This window comes from Salinicola salarius, assembly GCF_003206135.1.
In the GTDB taxonomy this organism is placed as follows: domain Bacteria; phylum Pseudomonadota; class Gammaproteobacteria; order Pseudomonadales; family Halomonadaceae; genus Salinicola; species Salinicola salarius.
This window is the reverse complement of the sequence record NZ_PZJT01000017.1, coordinates 39647-54720: the sequence shown is the minus strand read 5'-3', so window position 1 is coordinate 54720 and position 15074 is coordinate 39647. Positions and strand designations below refer to the sequence as shown.

The 15074-nt window shown below is 64.0% G+C and carries 13 protein-coding genes; 11 read left to right on the top strand and 2 right to left on the bottom strand.

Annotated elements, in window-relative coordinates:
- The first annotated feature begins 6 nt into the window (after positions 1 to 6).
- Together DOM32_RS15065 and DOM32_RS15060 are read left to right on the top strand one after the other, a co-directional pair.
- Positions 7 to 648: a TRAP transporter small permease gene (locus DOM32_RS15065; protein WP_071232921.1), complete on the top strand. Its 642-nt coding sequence runs from the start codon at positions 7 to 9 to the stop codon at positions 646 to 648.
- Entirely contained in the window at positions 645 to 1928 is a 1284-nt protein-coding gene (locus DOM32_RS15060) for a TRAP transporter large permease (RefSeq protein ID WP_071232922.1), read from the top strand. The genes DOM32_RS15065 and DOM32_RS15060 overlap by 4 nt, the downstream gene beginning before the upstream one ends.
- 119 nt (positions 1929 to 2047) lie before the next feature.
- Here the strand turns inward: DOM32_RS15060 and DOM32_RS15055 are convergent, their stop codons facing one another.
- Positions 2048 to 3766, bottom strand: a complete 1719-nt coding sequence (locus DOM32_RS15055) for a bifunctional protein-serine/threonine kinase/phosphatase (RefSeq protein WP_110635860.1) — start codon at positions 3764 to 3766, stop codon at positions 2048 to 2050.
- A gap of 201 nt (positions 3767 to 3967) precedes the next feature.
- On the opposite strand from DOM32_RS15055, the gene ppa reads away from it, so the two are divergent.
- Positions 3968 to 4498, top strand: a complete 531-nt coding sequence (gene ppa, locus DOM32_RS15050) for an inorganic diphosphatase (protein ID WP_071232924.1) — start codon at positions 3968 to 3970, stop codon at positions 4496 to 4498.
- Positions 4499 to 4625: 127 nt separating this feature from the next.
- Here the strand turns inward: ppa and DOM32_RS15045 are convergent, their stop codons facing one another.
- Positions 4626 to 5666: a DUF2333 family protein gene (locus tag DOM32_RS15045; RefSeq protein WP_110635857.1), complete on the bottom strand. Its 1041-nt coding sequence runs from the start codon at positions 5664 to 5666 to the stop codon at positions 4626 to 4628.
- 339 nt (positions 5667 to 6005) lie between these two features.
- Here DOM32_RS15045 and dsbD point away from each other — a divergent pair, with 339 nt between their 5' ends.
- The 8 genes from dsbD to purH all read left to right on the top strand — a co-directional run.
- The gene (gene dsbD, locus DOM32_RS15040; RefSeq protein ID WP_157957085.1) at positions 6006 to 8093 is read left to right on the top strand and encodes a protein-disulfide reductase DsbD; all 2088 of its coding nucleotides are present in this window, start codon (positions 6006 to 6008) and stop codon (positions 8091 to 8093) included.
- 245 nt (positions 8094 to 8338) lie between these two features.
- Positions 8339 to 8782, top strand: coding sequence for a type II 3-dehydroquinate dehydratase (aroQ, locus tag DOM32_RS15035; RefSeq protein ID WP_071232927.1), 444 nt, complete (start codon positions 8339 to 8341; stop codon positions 8780 to 8782).
- 91 nt (positions 8783 to 8873) lie between these two features.
- Positions 8874 to 9341: an acetyl-CoA carboxylase biotin carboxyl carrier protein gene (accB, locus tag DOM32_RS15030; protein WP_071232928.1), complete on the top strand. Its 468-nt coding sequence runs from the start codon at positions 8874 to 8876 to the stop codon at positions 9339 to 9341.
- Positions 9342 to 9376: 35 nt separating this feature from the next.
- Complete coding sequence (accC, locus tag DOM32_RS15025; RefSeq protein WP_071232929.1) at positions 9377 to 10720, top strand: acetyl-CoA carboxylase biotin carboxylase subunit; 1344 nt, start codon at positions 9377 to 9379, stop codon at positions 10718 to 10720.
- Positions 10721 to 10867: 147 nt separating this feature from the next.
- A complete protein-coding gene (prmA, locus tag DOM32_RS15020) occupies positions 10868 to 11767 on the top strand; it encodes a 50S ribosomal protein L11 methyltransferase (protein ID WP_110635852.1) in 900 nt (299 codons plus the stop codon).
- A 191-nt stretch (positions 11768 to 11958) separates the two neighbouring features.
- A complete protein-coding gene (gene dusB / locus DOM32_RS15015) occupies positions 11959 to 12993 on the top strand; it encodes a tRNA dihydrouridine synthase DusB (protein ID WP_110635848.1) in 1035 nt (344 codons plus the stop codon).
- A 59-nt stretch (positions 12994 to 13052) separates the two neighbouring features.
- Entirely contained in the window at positions 13053 to 13298 is a 246-nt protein-coding gene (gene fis, locus DOM32_RS15010) for a DNA-binding transcriptional regulator Fis (RefSeq protein WP_071232932.1), read from the top strand.
- 184 nt (positions 13299 to 13482) lie between these two features.
- A partial coding sequence (gene purH, locus DOM32_RS15005) for a bifunctional phosphoribosylaminoimidazolecarboxamide formyltransferase/IMP cyclohydrolase (RefSeq protein ID WP_110635906.1) occupies positions 13483 to 15074 on the top strand: 1592 nt, incomplete at its 3' end.

Below are 15074 nucleotides of genomic sequence, written 5' to 3'. Positions count from 1 at the left end.
CGAACCATGACACGTTTCCTGCGTGCCTGGGCGCATCTGGAGGAGGGCCTGGTGGCCTTCCTCCTCGCCCTCATGACCCTGGTGACCTTCAGCTACGTGATGGTCAACAACCTCTATACCGTCTTCTACGATGCGGCGGACCTGTTCCCGTTCGCGGAAACGCCGCTCTTCGCGATCGGTGATTTCATCATCGATCTGGCCCAGGAGATGACCTGGAGCATCGCCCTGACCAAGGCCTGCTTCGCCTGGCTGATCTTCCTGGGCATTGCCTATATCGTGCGCATCGGTGCCAACATCGGGGTCGACCTGCTCGTCCGGTTGTTGCCGGAGCGTCTGCGACGCGCCGTGGGCATCCTGACGTGCCTGATCTGCATCGCCTACACCGCCCTGTTCGCCGTCTCGAGCTACACCTGGGTACAGGCACTGATGCGCGCGCGGATCGGGGCCGAGGATCTCGACCAGTACGGCGTGCTGCAATGGCATATCACGATCATCGTGCCGATCGGCTTCACGCTGGTCCTTATCCGCCTGATCGAGGTGCTGGTGCGCATGCTGCGCGGCAAGCAGATCACCATGGAATTGAGCAACGAGTCCACGGACGCCCTGAAGCTCAAGGAAGAAGCCAGCACTGAGGAGAAGTCGGCATGACCATCGCCTTTCTGTTCGTGGTGCTTTTCGGCCTACTCTTCCTCAACGTGCCGATCGCATTCTCGCTGGGCATTGCCAGTTCGTTGACGATCCTGCTGTTCAGCCAGGATTCCCTGAGCTCGCTGGCGATCAAGCTGTTCGAGACCTCCGAGCACTATACGCTGCTGGCGATTCCGTTCTTCATTCTCGCCGGCGCCTTCATGACCAGCGGTGGCGTGGCAAGAAGGCTCATCAATTTCGCCAACGCCTGTGTCGGGCACATTCGCGGCGGCCTGGCGATCGCTTCGGTACTCTCCTGCGTCATGTTCGCGGCGCTCTCCGGCTCCTCCCCGGCGACGGTCGCGGCAGTGGGCTCGGTGGTCATCGCCGGGATGGCGCGGTCCGGCTACACCAAGGATTTCGCCACCGGCATCGTCTGCAACGCGGGGACGCTAGGCATCCTGATCCCGCCGTCGATCGTGATGGTGGTCTATGCCACGGTCACCGAAAGCTCTGTCGGCAAGATCTTCGTCGCGGGTATCGTGCCCGGACTGCTGCTGGGCCTGATCCTGATGGTGGCGATCTATATCGTCGCCCGCGTCAAGAAGATGCCGGCCCTGCCCCGCCCCTCGATCGGTGAATTTCTCTCCACGGCCCGCAAGGCCAGTTGGGGGCTGTTGACCATCGTGATCGTGCTCGGCGGTATCTACGGCGGGTTCTTCACGCCCACCGAGGCTGCGGCGGTAGCCGCCGTCTACGCCGGCTTCGTGGCCCTGTTCGTCTATCGGGACATCACCTTCAAGCAGTGCCCGGGCGTGCTGCTCGACGCCGCCAAGTTGTCGGTGGTGCTGATGTTCATCATCGCCAACGCGATGCTGTTCGCCCATGTGCTGACCACGGAGCAGATCCCGCAGACGATCACGGCATGGGTCGTGGATCAGGGCTTCTCGCCGATCACCTTCCTGCTGGTAGTCAATATCGTGCTGCTGGTAGCAGGATCGTTCATGGAGCCGTCGGCGATCATTCTGATCCTGGCGCCGATCCTGTTCCCGGTGGCGGCACAACTGGGCATCGATCCGATCCATTTCGGCATCATCATGGTGGTCAACATGGAGATCGGCCTGGTGACGCCGCCGGTGGGTCTGAACCTGTTCGTGGCTTCCGCCGTTACCGGCATGCCGCTGACGCGCACGATCCGGGCGGCTTCTCCCTGGCTGTTCCTGCTGCTCGGCTTCCTGCTGCTGGTCACCTACGTGCCATTCCTGTCGCTGGGCCTGCCCAACTGGCTGGGCATGCCGTAGGGCGAACCGGTCTGAAGCCACACGCAACCCGGCAAAAACGCGGAGGGCGCCATCACGGCGCCCTCTTCGTTGGTGATGCCATCACCCGGCCCGGTCAGCCGAGCGCACGGGTTACATCGCTACTTGAACCACCAGGAAAGAATCAGCAACAGCAGCAGTACGGTGGCGATCGCCTGCCACACGTTCGCTGGTTCCCGCCATGGCGGGCGCCGGCTTTCGTCGTCGCCCTTGGGGGTCGCCCGCAGATGATAGGCGAGCTCCGTGAGCCGCCGGAATCGCAGCGCGCGCAGCGGATCGAGCGAGCGCCGCAGCGCGTCGTCGAGATTGGTGCTGATCGCCGGATTGCTCAATTGGGCGCGACGGTAGGTCATCTGCTCCAGATCGGTATGACTGCGCAGATGGTTAGGCAGCAGGGTGTACGGCAGATGCCCGGTGAGCATCCAGTAGACGGTGGATGCCAGCGAATACTGGTCGCTACGACGACCGACCTCGGTATCCAGCGCGTACTCCGGCGCACTGTGCTCGGTCAGGCCGACCTGACGTGCAAGCTGGCGTGCCTCGCCCTGGGCGTCGCCCTCGCGCTTGTGGCAAGCGCCGAAATCGGTCAGCACCAGATTGCCGTGTCGGTCGATGAGAATGTTGTTCGGGTGGATATGCTGATGCAGCACATCGTGACGATGCAGCGCCTGTACCGCCTTGACCAGCTGCCGCGCGATGTCGAGCCGCTGGTCGAGACTGGCCTGCGGGTGCCTTCTCAGCCATTCCGTCAGCGTTTCGCCGTCGACGTAGCTCATCAGATAGTAGAGATAGCGGCGCGTTCTCGCCGGCTCCATCACCTTGACCACGAACGGCGAGTTGACGCGCTCGACGACCCACTGCTGCAGACCGAAGTGTTCGAGATAGACGTTACGGGTCGAAAGCTCCGGACTCGGCGCCTTCATCACCATGTCGCGTCCGCTGCGCACATCCCGCACATGATAGAGACGCGCCTTGGCGGTGCGCGACAGGACCTCGACGACTTCCAGGCCATCGAGACGCTCCCCCTTGGCCAGTTCCGGCGGCACCGGCAGGTGATGAAAGACGCGGGGCTGCTCGTTCGGCTCGTCGTCGGAGAGGCGATCGACCCTCACCAACTGGAAGCAGAACTGGTTGGCGTTGTAGCCCCGCTCGATGGCGCGCTGGTTGGCGGCTTTGGCCAGCCGCTCGCAGGCGGCGTCGAGATCGCTGACATCGCCGCGGATCAGCTGCACGTACTCCGAGGGCACCAGCGTGCCGCGGACGGCCTGGGTCATGAACAGGAACAGATCCCCCTGCTTGAGGGGAAAGGTGGAATAGTCGATATCGACATGACCATCCATCCCCAGCGCCCGCGAGGGGTAGCGATAGCCGCCTAGATCGGTGACGTGGTCGCGGGTCAGTTGTTCGAACTCCGCCCCGCGGATTCGATAGACCAGGGTATCGCCCATGTGGAAGAGATGCGCATCGTGCTGATGAAAGATCATCGCCGACAGCGAGCAGATGTAGCTGCCGCCTTCGATATAGCCGCTCTGGCTGTGGCACCAGCTGTTCAGTGCCCGCAGCACGCGAGTGGCCGAGGTCTTGATGTCCCAGTGATCCGGCGTCGAGTAGTAGTCGGCCAGAAAGCCCCTCACGCTGAGATCGCCGGCCTGCTTGGCGATCGAGTTGCGCCAGGTGGAATCACTGATCAGCGCGCACCCCCCCTTGGAGAACAACTGCTCGCCCTGAGGGATCTGCACCGACATCGAGCTGCGATGACGGTGCAGGTCCGGCGCGACGAAGGCCTGGCCGTAGGTCAGTGACAGCGAACTCTTGGACAACGGCTTTCTCCCAATGGATCGACGAACGGCGAGTGATCGGGCAACCTCGAATCGGCGACCGAAGCGGCACGACACCTCGGCATCGGCTAACCTGCATGGACGGAGGTCAATGCCCAGGTTGGTAATCGGCCTAGCCAGTTCGTATAATTCCCCCGATTTTCGCCCGCTGGTGTTCAACCTGCAAACCGCAAGGACTCAACGATGAGTTTCGACAAGATTCCCGCCGGAAAGGATCTCCCCAACGACGTGTACGTGGCGATCGAGATTCCCGCCAACCACGCGCCGATCAAATATGAAATCGACAAGGACATGGACGCGCTGGTGGTCGACCGCTTCATGGCCACGCCGATGTTCTACCCGGCCAACTACGGCTTCATTCCGAACACCCTGGCCGATGATGGCGACCCGCTCGACGCGCTTGTCGTCACCCCCTATCCGGTCCAGCCCGGCAGCGTGATCCGCGCCCGCCCGGTCGGCGTGCTGAACATGTCCGACGAGGCCGGCGAAGATGCCAAGCTGGTCTGCGTGCCCCACGAGAAGCTGAGCGCGCTCTACAACGATGTCCACGAAGTCACCGATTTGCCCGAGCTACTGCGCCAGCAGATCGCTCACTTCTTCGAGAACTACAAGGATCTCGAGAAAGGCAAGTGGGTCAAGATCGACTCCTGGGACGGCGCCGACGCCGCCCGCAAGGCCATCGAAAAGGCCGTCGCCGCCTACGAGAACGAGTAAGCGCCGCGACCGTTCGTCGAGCCTCGGCTTTTGCTCGAGGCTCTGATGAAACGATGAAAAACGCCGCCCCGGCATCGAAACCGGGGCGGCGTTTTGCGTTACGGCTCATAGGCCGTTCAGGTCAGGCTCAAAGTTGATTGCGGATCTTCTCGGCCAACTGAGACGCCCGCACCGTGTAGTTGGCCATCATCAGCGAGTGGTTGGCGAACAGCCCGAATCCGGAGCCGTTGAGAATGACCGGGCTCCAGACCCGCGCCTGGGAGCTTTCCAGCTCCGCCACCAGTTGATCGAAATCGGCGCCGACGCCGCTGCTCTCGATGACATCGGCGTAATCGATCCTGGCAGCCTGCATCAGTTGCGCCAGCGCCCAGGTGGTGCCGCGAGCCTCGAAGAACACATTGTCGATTCGCAGCCACGGCGTGCTGTCGTCCTGCTCATCGCCATTCGGCGACTGGCCGACGTTGGCAGCCAGTTGCCGGGTCTGGGTTTCCAGGCGCTGCTGAACCTGTGCCAGCCAGTCGGAGAGCGCCGAAGCATCGAGCGAAGCGGGTGCGTCAGTCGAAGCGGCAGCGTCCTGATTGGGCGCCCCAGGGCCGGCAGCGTTCTCCACGGCGGTGAAGGCTTCGCCGAGATTGTTGCGAGCCGCGCGCAATACGGTTTCGGAGGCCGGCCAGCGCCAGCTTTCCAGATCGCCGGAGAGCGATTCGTTGGCCTGCGCCAGCGGCGCATCGCCCACGCTCAGCGATTCGCCCAGCAGGGCCACCGCATCGCGAACCTGCCGGGTCACACCGGCTTCCCAGTTGGGCATGTTGTCGAGCCACAGCCCGGGCGGCATCACATCGTTGCGCAGGTAGCCGCCGGGCTTGTCGAGCAGCGTATCGAGAATCGAGATGTTGCTGGCAAGAAGCGCCTCGCCTGGCGCGGTGGCCGGCGGCGATTGGGCGTCATTGCCGCCGGTATCCACGCTCTGCGGGAAGCCGCGCTGCATCTGGACCGCCTGCCTGGGATCCGTCGGTGACGGGGTCCAGCTCCACCAGATGCCGAGGACGATGCAGACCAGCAGATAGATGACGACCAGTGCCACCAGCGGCTTCCAGATCCAGCCGTACTGGGGCGTTTCGAGAACCTCGGTGCGCGATAGCGGCGCCTTCTTGCGAAACAGGGCCATGGACGATCCTTGTGATTGCTGAGAGTGAAAACCGGTTGTGACGATCAGTTGTAAAAACCGGCGCAGAGAGCCAGCGTCAACGGAAACAGGGTTGGGATAGGATTGACTCTATCCTATCATGCTCCCCGTCACACGCAGCCCGTCTTTCGCTGCATATCGGCCTACTGCGCTGTCGCCGCGGCACTTTTCTCGCCCCATGCGATCAAAGCGTCATTCGCCTTTCGCGACTACGAACGTGACAGGTACGCACGAACGAGCAACAAGGCGGGCGGCATGCTCGGATTCACCATGAGCGGGCACGCCAGGTCTGCGCTTTCATCGCTGTCAGGAATTCATGTTTTGACGTCACGCTTTTACGGATGCCTCCTGGTGCTCGGCTACTGCCTGTTGGCAGCCCTTGCCCCGGCCCAGGCACAGGACTCTCCCGCTTCCTCGAATCAGGCCGCCTTTTCCGCTCGCGGCGGCAACGAGTTCCTGCCGGTCGATCAGGCCTTTCATGCCTACGCCTGGCATGACGACGAACGGGTCTACGTCGGCATCCGCAACCAGCCCGGCTACTATCTCTATCGTCATCGCTTCGGCCTGGAAAGTCGCCAACCCGGAATCGCGCTGGGATCGTTCAGGATCCCGCCCGGCCAGTTCAAGCACGATCAATATCTGGGCGATGTCCATGTGTTCTACGATCAGGTCGAGATCAGCGCGCCGCTGGCCGGCGGTGACGACCTCGCCTCCCAGGCTCCGATACCGATCACGCTCTCCTTCCAGGGGTGTGCCGATGCGGGGCTCTGTTATCCCCCCGAGCACTGGTCGCTGACCGCCAAGGCCGGGCCGCCGCCCGCCGCCTATCGCGATGCCAGCCGTGACGCCAAGGCCTCGCCGATCCTATCGCCGGCATCCGGTCCCGAGGCCACCCGCGATCCTTTCTCCGCATCGCCCGGGGACGAACCGCTCTCGAATTCGGCCATCGCTCCCGAAGTGTCTGTCCCCGACAGGTCTATCCCCGACAGGTCTATCTCCGGCACGTCTATCCCCGACACGTCCAGACCAACGGCGGCTCTGTCGCCCGCTTCAGCCAGCGAGAGCACCGCGCTGCCGGTCGCCACCGCCGATGGCCAATTTCAATCCCTGCTCCGCGAAGGCCTCGGGGCGAGCACGCTGGGGCTTTTCTTTCTCGCGGGGCTAGGGCTGACCTTCACCCCCTGCGTGCTGCCCATGCTGCCGATCCTGACCTCCATCATCGTGGGCCAGAACGCGCGTCGCGGGCGGGCGCTGCTGCTATCGGCGAGCTATGTGATCGGCATGGTCTCGACGTTCACGCTGCTCGGCACGCTGATGGGCGTCTTCGGCGCCTCGCTCAATCTCCAGGCGCGGCTGCAATCCGGCTGGATACTGGTCCCCTTCGCGCTGCTTTTCGTGCTCTTCGCGATGGCGATGTTCGGCGCGTTCGACCTGCGGCTTCCCAACGGGATCAGCCAGCGGGTCGATACCTGGCAAGGCCGAATGCAGCGCAGCGGCCCGCTCGGCCTGGCCGCGGCCGGCGCCCTGTCGGTGCTGGTGGTGTCACCCTGCGTTTCCGCACCGCTGGCCGGCGCGCTGGTCTTCATCTCCTCCACCGGCGACGCCCTGGGCGGCGCACTGGCGCTGCTCGCGCTGGGTGCCGGCATGGGGGTGCCGCTGATTCTCGTCGGGACTTTCGGCGGGCAGTGGCTGCCCCGCGCCGGCGCCTGGATGAAAGGCATCAAGGCGTTGTTCGGCGTGATGCTGCTGGGCGTCGCGATCTGGCTGGTCGAGCGCCTGCTGCCGGCACCGGCGGTCTTGCTGCTGTGGGGAGCGCTGACGCTGGGTTGCGCGCTGGCCCTGGGCGCGCTGGATAGACAGATCGGCGGTGGCTGGCCGCGGGTGCGCCAGGCGGCCGGCTGGGTACTGCTGGTGTGGGGCGTGGCGATGGTCTGGGGCGCGGCCCAGGGTAGTGGCGATCCACTGCGCCCCTTGCCGGGATCGAACGCCGAGGCGTCTTCGGAAACGTCGAACCTGGCCTTCCGGACCGTCAATCGCCTCGACCAGCTCGAGTCGGCACTGGCCTCGGCGCGTGCCAGCGGGCGGCCGATCATGGTCGATGTCAGCGCCGAATGGTGCATCTCGTGCAAAGTGATGGAGCAGACGGTCTTCCCCGCGCCGGCCGTGGCCGAACGCCTGGCGGATTTCACATTGATCCGCGCCGACGTGACCCAGGACACCACCGCAAGCCGTGAGCTGCTCGATCACTACCAGCTGTTCGGGCCACCGGCGCTGCTGTTTTTCGCCGACGGCACGGAGCTTCGACGGGCCCGCATCCAGGGAGAAGTCGACGCCGAAGCGCTGACTCGCCATCTGGATGCGGTGAAGCGGCTGGCACATGACCGCTCTTCAGTGGCGTCCGGTTCTTAGTTCTTGGCTTTCAATTCTTAGTTTTCAGTTCTTAGTTCGCGGCTCCTGGTTCATGGTTCCGCGCCGTTAACCCTCGGCAATGGAAACCAGGTATTAACGAACATCGTTCGATGGTGAGGGTGGACACTCTCAGCATTTTTCGGCAAACTTCGACACCAACGAAAACGGTGCGCCGAGACGGCATCTTGCAGCAAAGTGACGCGATCTCGACAATCCATGAAAGGGTTAACAGCGCAAGGACAGTCATGGCTAGACTCCTGGTTCTCAACGGTCCCAACCTGAATCTGCTCGGCACACGCGAGCCGGCGGTCTACGGCACGACCACCCTGGAGGACATCCGGATTCGCTTGACCGAGCGCGCACTGAGCGCCGGCCATCAACTGGATTGGCTACAGTCCAACGCCGAGCACGAACTGGTCGAGCGGGTGCACCGCGCGAAGCAGGAGAACATCGATTTCATCCTGCTCAACCCGGCCGCCTTCACCCATACCAGCGTGGCCCTGCGCGACGCACTGACCGGCGTCGCCATTCCGTTCATCGAACTGCACCTTTCCAACGTGCACGCGCGCGAACCGTTTCGTTCACACTCCTATTTCTCCGACGTCGCCCGTGGCGTCATCGCGGGCTTCGGCGCCGACAGCTACGTGCTGGCGCTGGACGCCGCGCTTGCACAGCTGGATCGAGACTGATCCTTTTTCGCCAGCAGACGTTTAGCGACACTTCGCGTCGCACGCTACTGTCATATCCAACTATCGCATTCAACCAAACCGAGACATCGCCATGGATATACGCAAGGTCAAGAAGCTCATCGAACTCCTGGAAGAGTCCAACATCAGCGAAATCGAGATCCAGGAAGGCGAAGAGTCCGTGCGCATCAGCCGCCACCCTAACGGTTTCGGCGCCATGCAACAGCCAATGGTCATGCAACAGCAGCAGCCGATGGCACCTTCCGCACCAGCGGCACCGAGCGCGCCGGTTGCCGAAGCCGGCGACGCGGCACCGGCCCAGCCTGCCGGTCACGCAGTGACCTCGCCCATGGTCGGCACCTTCTACCGCTCCCCGGCGCCCGGCGCCAAGGCGTTCGTCGAAGTCGGCCAGAGCGTCAAGAAAGGCGATACCGTGTGTATCGTCGAAGCGATGAAGATGATGAACCAGATCGAAGCCGACAAGGATGGCGTGATCGAAGCAATCCTGGTCGAGGATGGCGAGCCGGTCGAATTCGACCAGCCGATGATCATCATCAACTGATCATCTTCAACTAGGGCCACACGAGCGAAACCATCATGTTGGACAAGGTACTCATCGCCAACCGCGGCGAGATCGCCCTTCGCATCCTGCGCGCCTGCAAGGAGCTGGGGATCAAGACCGTGGCGGTTCATTCCAAGGCCGACCGGGAGCTGATGCACGTGCGCCTGGCAGACGAAGCCGTCTGTATCGGCCCCGCTTCCTCGGCGCAATCCTACTTGAACATCCCGGCCCTGATCAGCGCGGCCGAGGTGACGGACTCCAGCGCCATCCACCCCGGCTACGGCTTTCTCGCCGAGAATGCCAACTTCGCCGAACAGGTGGAGCGCTCCGGATTCACCTTCGTCGGACCACGCGCCGAGACCATCCGGCTGATGGGCGACAAGGTCAGTGCGATCAACGCCATGAAGGCGGCGGGCGTGCCGACGGTGCCGGGTTCCGACGGTCCGCTGCCGGACGACGACGCCGAGATCCGTCGTATCGCCGGCCGTATCGGCTATCCGGTGATCATCAAGGCGGCAGCCGGTGGCGGCGGCCGCGGCATGCGCGTGGTGCGCAACGACGATGAGGTCGCCAAGGCGGCCAGCGTGACGCGCTCCGAAGCCGCAGCGGCTTTCGGCGACGGCACCGTCTACATGGAGAAGTTCCTCGAGAACCCGCGCCACGTGGAAGTCCAGGTGCTGGCCGACGGTCAGGGCAACGCGATCCATCTCTACGATCGCGACTGCTCGCTGCAGCGCCGCCATCAGAAGGTGCTCGAGGAAGCCCCGGCGCCGCATCTCGACCCGGAAGCGCGCGCCAAGGTGCTGAAGGCCTGTACCGACGCCTGCATCGAGATCAACTACCGTGGCGCCGGGACCTTCGAATTCCTGTACGAAGACGGCGAATTCTTCTTCATCGAGATGAACACGCGCGTCCAGGTCGAACACCCCGTGACCGAAATGGTCACCGGCGTCGATATCGTCAAGGAACAGCTGCGTATCGCCTGCGGTCAGCCGTTGTCGATCCGCCAGGAAGATGTCGAGCTGCGCGGCCACGCCTTCGAATGTCGCATCAACGCCGAAGATTCCCGCACCTTCATGCCCTCTCCCGGCAAGATCAACCTCTACCACCCGCCGGGCGGTCTCGGGGTGCGCATGGATTCCCATATCTACACTGGCTACAGCGTGCCGCCGCATTACGACTCCCTGATCGGCAAGCTGATCACCTGGGGGGCGGATCGCGAGATAGCCTTGGTGCGGATGCGCAATGCGCTGGACGAGCTGCTGGTCGAGGGCATCAAGACCAATATCGATCTGCAGAAGGATCTGGTGCGTGACAGCGCCTTCCAGCGTGGCGGCGTCAATATCCACTATCTTGAAAAGAAGCTCGGGCTGAGTTGATTTCCGGGCATTGACGACGGGGCGGCCTATCCTTCGAAGGCCGCCCCGTTTTCGTCCTGATCTTCACTCGAGTCTCAGGCTCTGCCTGAAACCGGCGAGCCCGGCTCATGCAAACAGAGCACAAACTTCATTCCGGGAGAGCTGCCCATGGCGTGGCTACAACTCAAGGCATCCATCGCCCCCGAGCAGGCCGAATGGCTGGAAGAGCTGCTGCTTGCCGAGGGCGCCAGCGCGATCACCCTGCAGGATGCCCACGACGAGCCGGTATTCGAACCCGACCGAGGCACGACCCCGCTGTGGTCGGAAACCGTCCTCACGGGGCTTTACGACGACCTCAACGAGGTCGAGGCGATGATCGAACGCGTTCGGCGCGCCTGGGCCGAGCAGTTGCCCGACGACCCGCCGCCGCAGATCGAGTACGAGCTGCTGGCCGATCGCGACTGGGAGCGCGAATGGATGGACGGCTTCGAACCGCTGCGCATGGGTCAGCGCCTGTGGATCGTGCCGAGCTGGCACGAGGCGCCCGATCCCGACGCGGTCAACCTGCTGCTCGATCCCGGCCTCGCCTTCGGCACTGGCACCCACCCCACAACCGCACTCTGCCTCGGCTGGCTGGATGCACAGGATCTCGCCGGACGGCAGGTGCTCGACTACGGCTGCGGCTCCGGCATTCTCGCCATCGCCGCGCTCAAGCTGGGAGCCGATACCGCCGTCGGGGTCGATATCGACCCGCAGGCATTGCAGGCGAGCCGCGACAACGCCGAGCGCAACCAGATCGACGAGGCGAGCCTGATCCTCGACTACCCGGAAAAGATCGGCCGGGGCGAGTTCGAGGTCGTCGTCGCCAATATCCTGGCCGGGCCGCTGATCGAGATGGCTCCGACGATCGCCGCCCGGGTCCGCCCCGCCGGCCAGCTGGCGCTGTCGGGCATCCTCGCCGCCCAGGCAGAATCGGTGCTGGACGCCTATCGCGCCCAAGGCATCCTCATGGACGAGCCGCAGGAAAAAGAGGGCTGGGTTCTGCTGACCGGGCGTCGGCCGGGCTGAGGTTTTGTAACGGCGCTCCTCGTCCCGGCCTTTCGCTGCGAAGGCATTCATGCTGCGCTGCCCATGCCTGAAAGTGCTTCATGCGCCAGCCTGCGCGCTACGGCTTAGGTCTCGAGTCGACAAACAGCGCTTCAACAACGTCAGGGTGATCGGTATCATAGCCTCCCCGTTTTGCCTGAGCCTCTGTAACGATGCGTGATTTGGTGTCACCGCAGACCGATCGCCCGTTACCCCGCATCGGCCATCACACGCTACCCAACCGCGTGATTCTGGCCCCCATGGCCGGGGTAACCGATCGTCCTTTCCGACAGCTTTGCCGCGAGCTGGGCGCTGGCCTGGTGGTGTCGGAGATGGTGACGTCCGATAGTCGGCTGTGGCATACCCGCAAGTCGCGCCAGCGCATGATCCATCGCGGCGAGCCGGGGCCGCGTTCGGTACAGATCGCCGGCGGCGACCCGCAGATGCTCGCCGAAGCCGCACGGCTCAACGCCGAGGCCGGCGCCGAGATCGTGGACATCAACATGGGCTGCCCGGCCAAGAAGGTCTGCAACAAGGCGGCGGGCTCTGCCCTGCTGCGGGACGAGAAGCTGGTCGCGGACATTCTCGAGGCCGTGGTAGCGGCAGTCGACATTCCGGTCACGCTGAAGATTCGCACCGGCTGGTGCGCCGAGAGCCGCAACGGGGAACGTGTCGCCAGGCTTGCCGAGGACGCCGGCATCGCCGCGCTGGCCGTGCATGGCCGGACCCGCGAGCAGCGTTACACCGGGACGGCCGAATACGACACCATCGCGGCGATCAAGCAGCAGGTGTCGATACCGGTCTTTGCCAACGGGGACATCACGACGCCGCAACGCGCCGCCGAAGTACTGGCCTACACCGGCGCCGATGCGGTAATGATCGGTCGCGGTGCCCAGGGCAACCCGTGGCTGTTCAGAGAGATCGAGCATTACCTGCGTACCGGCCACGAACATGCGCCGCCCAGCGCGGAAGAGATCGCCACTACCATGCAACGTCACCTGCGCGCGCTGCACGAGCATTACGGCGACTATCTCGGCGTCAGAGTCGCCCGCAAGCATGTCGGCTGGTATCTCGCCGCGCGTGACCCCGGCCGCGAACACCGTGCCCGTTTCAATCGTCTCGAGCAGGCAACGCAACAATTCGAGTTTCTCCATGAACTCTTTCGCGGTGACGCCGCCGCGATCGGTAACGGAACCCACGCAGCATGAATAGCCGGCAGCCTTTAGCCCTCGATGGTGAATCCCCATCCGAGGTCGACCCTCTTCAGATGCCCGATGCGCTGTCTCACACGACGTTGAGAGAGTGCGTCGAGCGCGTCATGGAGCGCTACTTTTCGCACCTCGAGGGAGAATCCGTCTCGAATCTCTACACCATGGTACTGGCGGAAGTCGAAGCGCCCCTGCTCGAGGTCGTGATGCGCAACGTGGAAGGCAACCAGACCCGCGCTGCCGAACTGCTCGGTCTCAACCGTGGCACGCTGCGCAAGAAGCTCAAGCAGTACGATTTGATCTAACGGTGCGGTTCGATCCACCATTGTGATTCGACCCAGCCGGCACGATCCGAAACAACGACACGACCGTACGACCTGACCCGAATCTCCTTCGCTTCGCTCCAGCGGAGCCTATCCGGACGGGCGATGCCCTGGGCGCCAGCCGTCTCATCGTCAACCGTCTCGCCGTAAAAAAGAGTGGACTGGCATGTCTCAAAATTCTGCTTCTACTGCCCCCCGGGCCATCCGTCGCGCACTGCTCAGCGTGTCCGACAAGACCGGCGTCGTCGACTTCGCCCGTGAGCTGGCGGCTCGCGGCGTCGAGCTGCTCTCGACCGGCGGCACCTACCGCCTGCTCCAGGAAAACGACATCGCCGTGACCGAGGTCTCGGCCCACACCGGTTTCCCGGAGATCATGGATGGCCGGGTCAAGACGCTGCACCCGAAGATTCACGGCGGGATCCTCGGCCGGCGCGGGCAGGACGACGCCGTCATGGCGGAACACGGCATCGATCCCATCGACATGGTCGTGGTCAATCTCTACCCGTTCGAGCAGACCGTCGCCAAGCCGGACTGCACGCTGGAGGACGCGGTCGAGAACATCGATATCGGCGGCCCGACGATGGTTCGCGCCTGCGCCAAGAACCACGAGCACACCACGATCGTGGTCAGCGCCGACGACTATTCCCGCGTCCTGAAGGACATGGCCAGCCATGAGGGCGGCGTCAGCCACAAGACCCGCTTCGACCTGGCAATCAAGGCGTTCGAGCATACCGCCGCCTACGATGCCGCCATCGCCAACTACTTCGGCCAGCGCGTGGGTAACGGCGAGCCCGATTTCCCGCGCACCCTGTCGCTGCAGTTCACCAAGAAGCAAGGCATGCGTTACGGCGAGAACCCGCACCAGAAAGCCGCGTTTTACATTGAATCGGGCACGGTCGAGTCAGGCACGGTCGAACCCGGCCAGCAGGAAGCCAGCATTGCCACCGCCGACCAGCTTCAGGGCAAGGCGCTCTCCTTCAACAACGTCGCCGATACCGATGCGGCGCTGGAGTGCGTCAAGTCCTTCACCAAGCCGGCCTGCGTGATCGTCAAGCATGCCAACCCCTGCGGCGTCGCCGTGGTGCCGGAAGCCGACGGCGGCATCCGCAAGGCCTACGATCTCGCCTTCGCGACCGACAGCGAATCCGCCTTCGGCGGCATCATCGCCTTCAACCGTGAGCTGGACGGCGATACCGCCAGCGCGATCGTCGCGCGCCAGTTCGTCGAGGTCATCATCGCACCGCGCATCTCGGCGGAAGCCCGCGAAGCCGTCGCCAGCAAGACCAACGTGCGCCTGCTGGAGTGCGGCGAGCTGCCCGCGAAGAGCGCCGAAGGCTGGGACTACAAGCGCGTCAACGGCGGCCTGCTGGTACAGAGCCGCGATACCGGCATGATCGCCGCCGAGGATCTCAAGGTGGTCACCCAGCGGGCGCCGACCGAGCAGGAGCTGCACGACCTCGTCTTCGCCTGGAAGGTCGCCAAGTTCGTGAAGTCCAACGCTATCGTCTACGCCAGGAACCGCCAGACCGTCGGCGTCGGCGCCGGCCAGATGAGCCGCGTCAACTCCGCCCGCATCGCCGGCATCAAGGCCGAACACGCCGGCCTGCAGGTCGAAGGCTCCGTCATGGCATCGGACGCCTTCTTCCCCTTCCGCGACGGCCTGGACAACGCCGCCGCCGCCGGCATCACCGCCGTGATCCAGCCGGGCGGCTCGATGCGCGACGAGGAAGTGATCGCCGCCGCCAACGAAGCGGGCAT

Bases quoted from the DNA above. Each gene is read 5' to 3' on its own strand.
- DOM32_RS15065 (WP_071232921.1), top strand. From the start codon at position 7: ATGACACGTTTCCTGCGTGCCTGGGCGCATCTGGAGGAGGGCCTGGTG.
- DOM32_RS15060 (WP_071232922.1), top strand. From the start codon at position 645: ATGACCATCGCCTTTCTGTTCGTGGTGCTTTTCGGCCTACTCTTCCTC.
- ppa (WP_071232924.1), top strand. From the start codon at position 3,968: ATGAGTTTCGACAAGATTCCCGCCGGAAAGGATCTCCCCAACGACGTG.
- DOM32_RS15045 (WP_110635857.1), bottom strand. From the start codon at position 5,666: ATGGCCCTGTTTCGCAAGAAGGCGCCGCTATCGCGCACCGAGGTTCTC.
- aroQ (WP_071232927.1), top strand. From the start codon at position 8,339: ATGGCTAGACTCCTGGTTCTCAACGGTCCCAACCTGAATCTGCTCGGC.
- accB (WP_071232928.1), top strand. From the start codon at position 8,874: ATGGATATACGCAAGGTCAAGAAGCTCATCGAACTCCTGGAAGAGTCC.
- accC (WP_071232929.1), top strand. From the start codon at position 9,377: ATGTTGGACAAGGTACTCATCGCCAACCGCGGCGAGATCGCCCTTCGC.
- prmA (WP_110635852.1), top strand. From the start codon at position 10,868: ATGGCGTGGCTACAACTCAAGGCATCCATCGCCCCCGAGCAGGCCGAA.
- dusB (WP_110635848.1), top strand. From the start codon at position 11,959: ATGCGTGATTTGGTGTCACCGCAGACCGATCGCCCGTTACCCCGCATC.
- fis (WP_071232932.1), top strand. From the start codon at position 13,053: ATGCCCGATGCGCTGTCTCACACGACGTTGAGAGAGTGCGTCGAGCGC.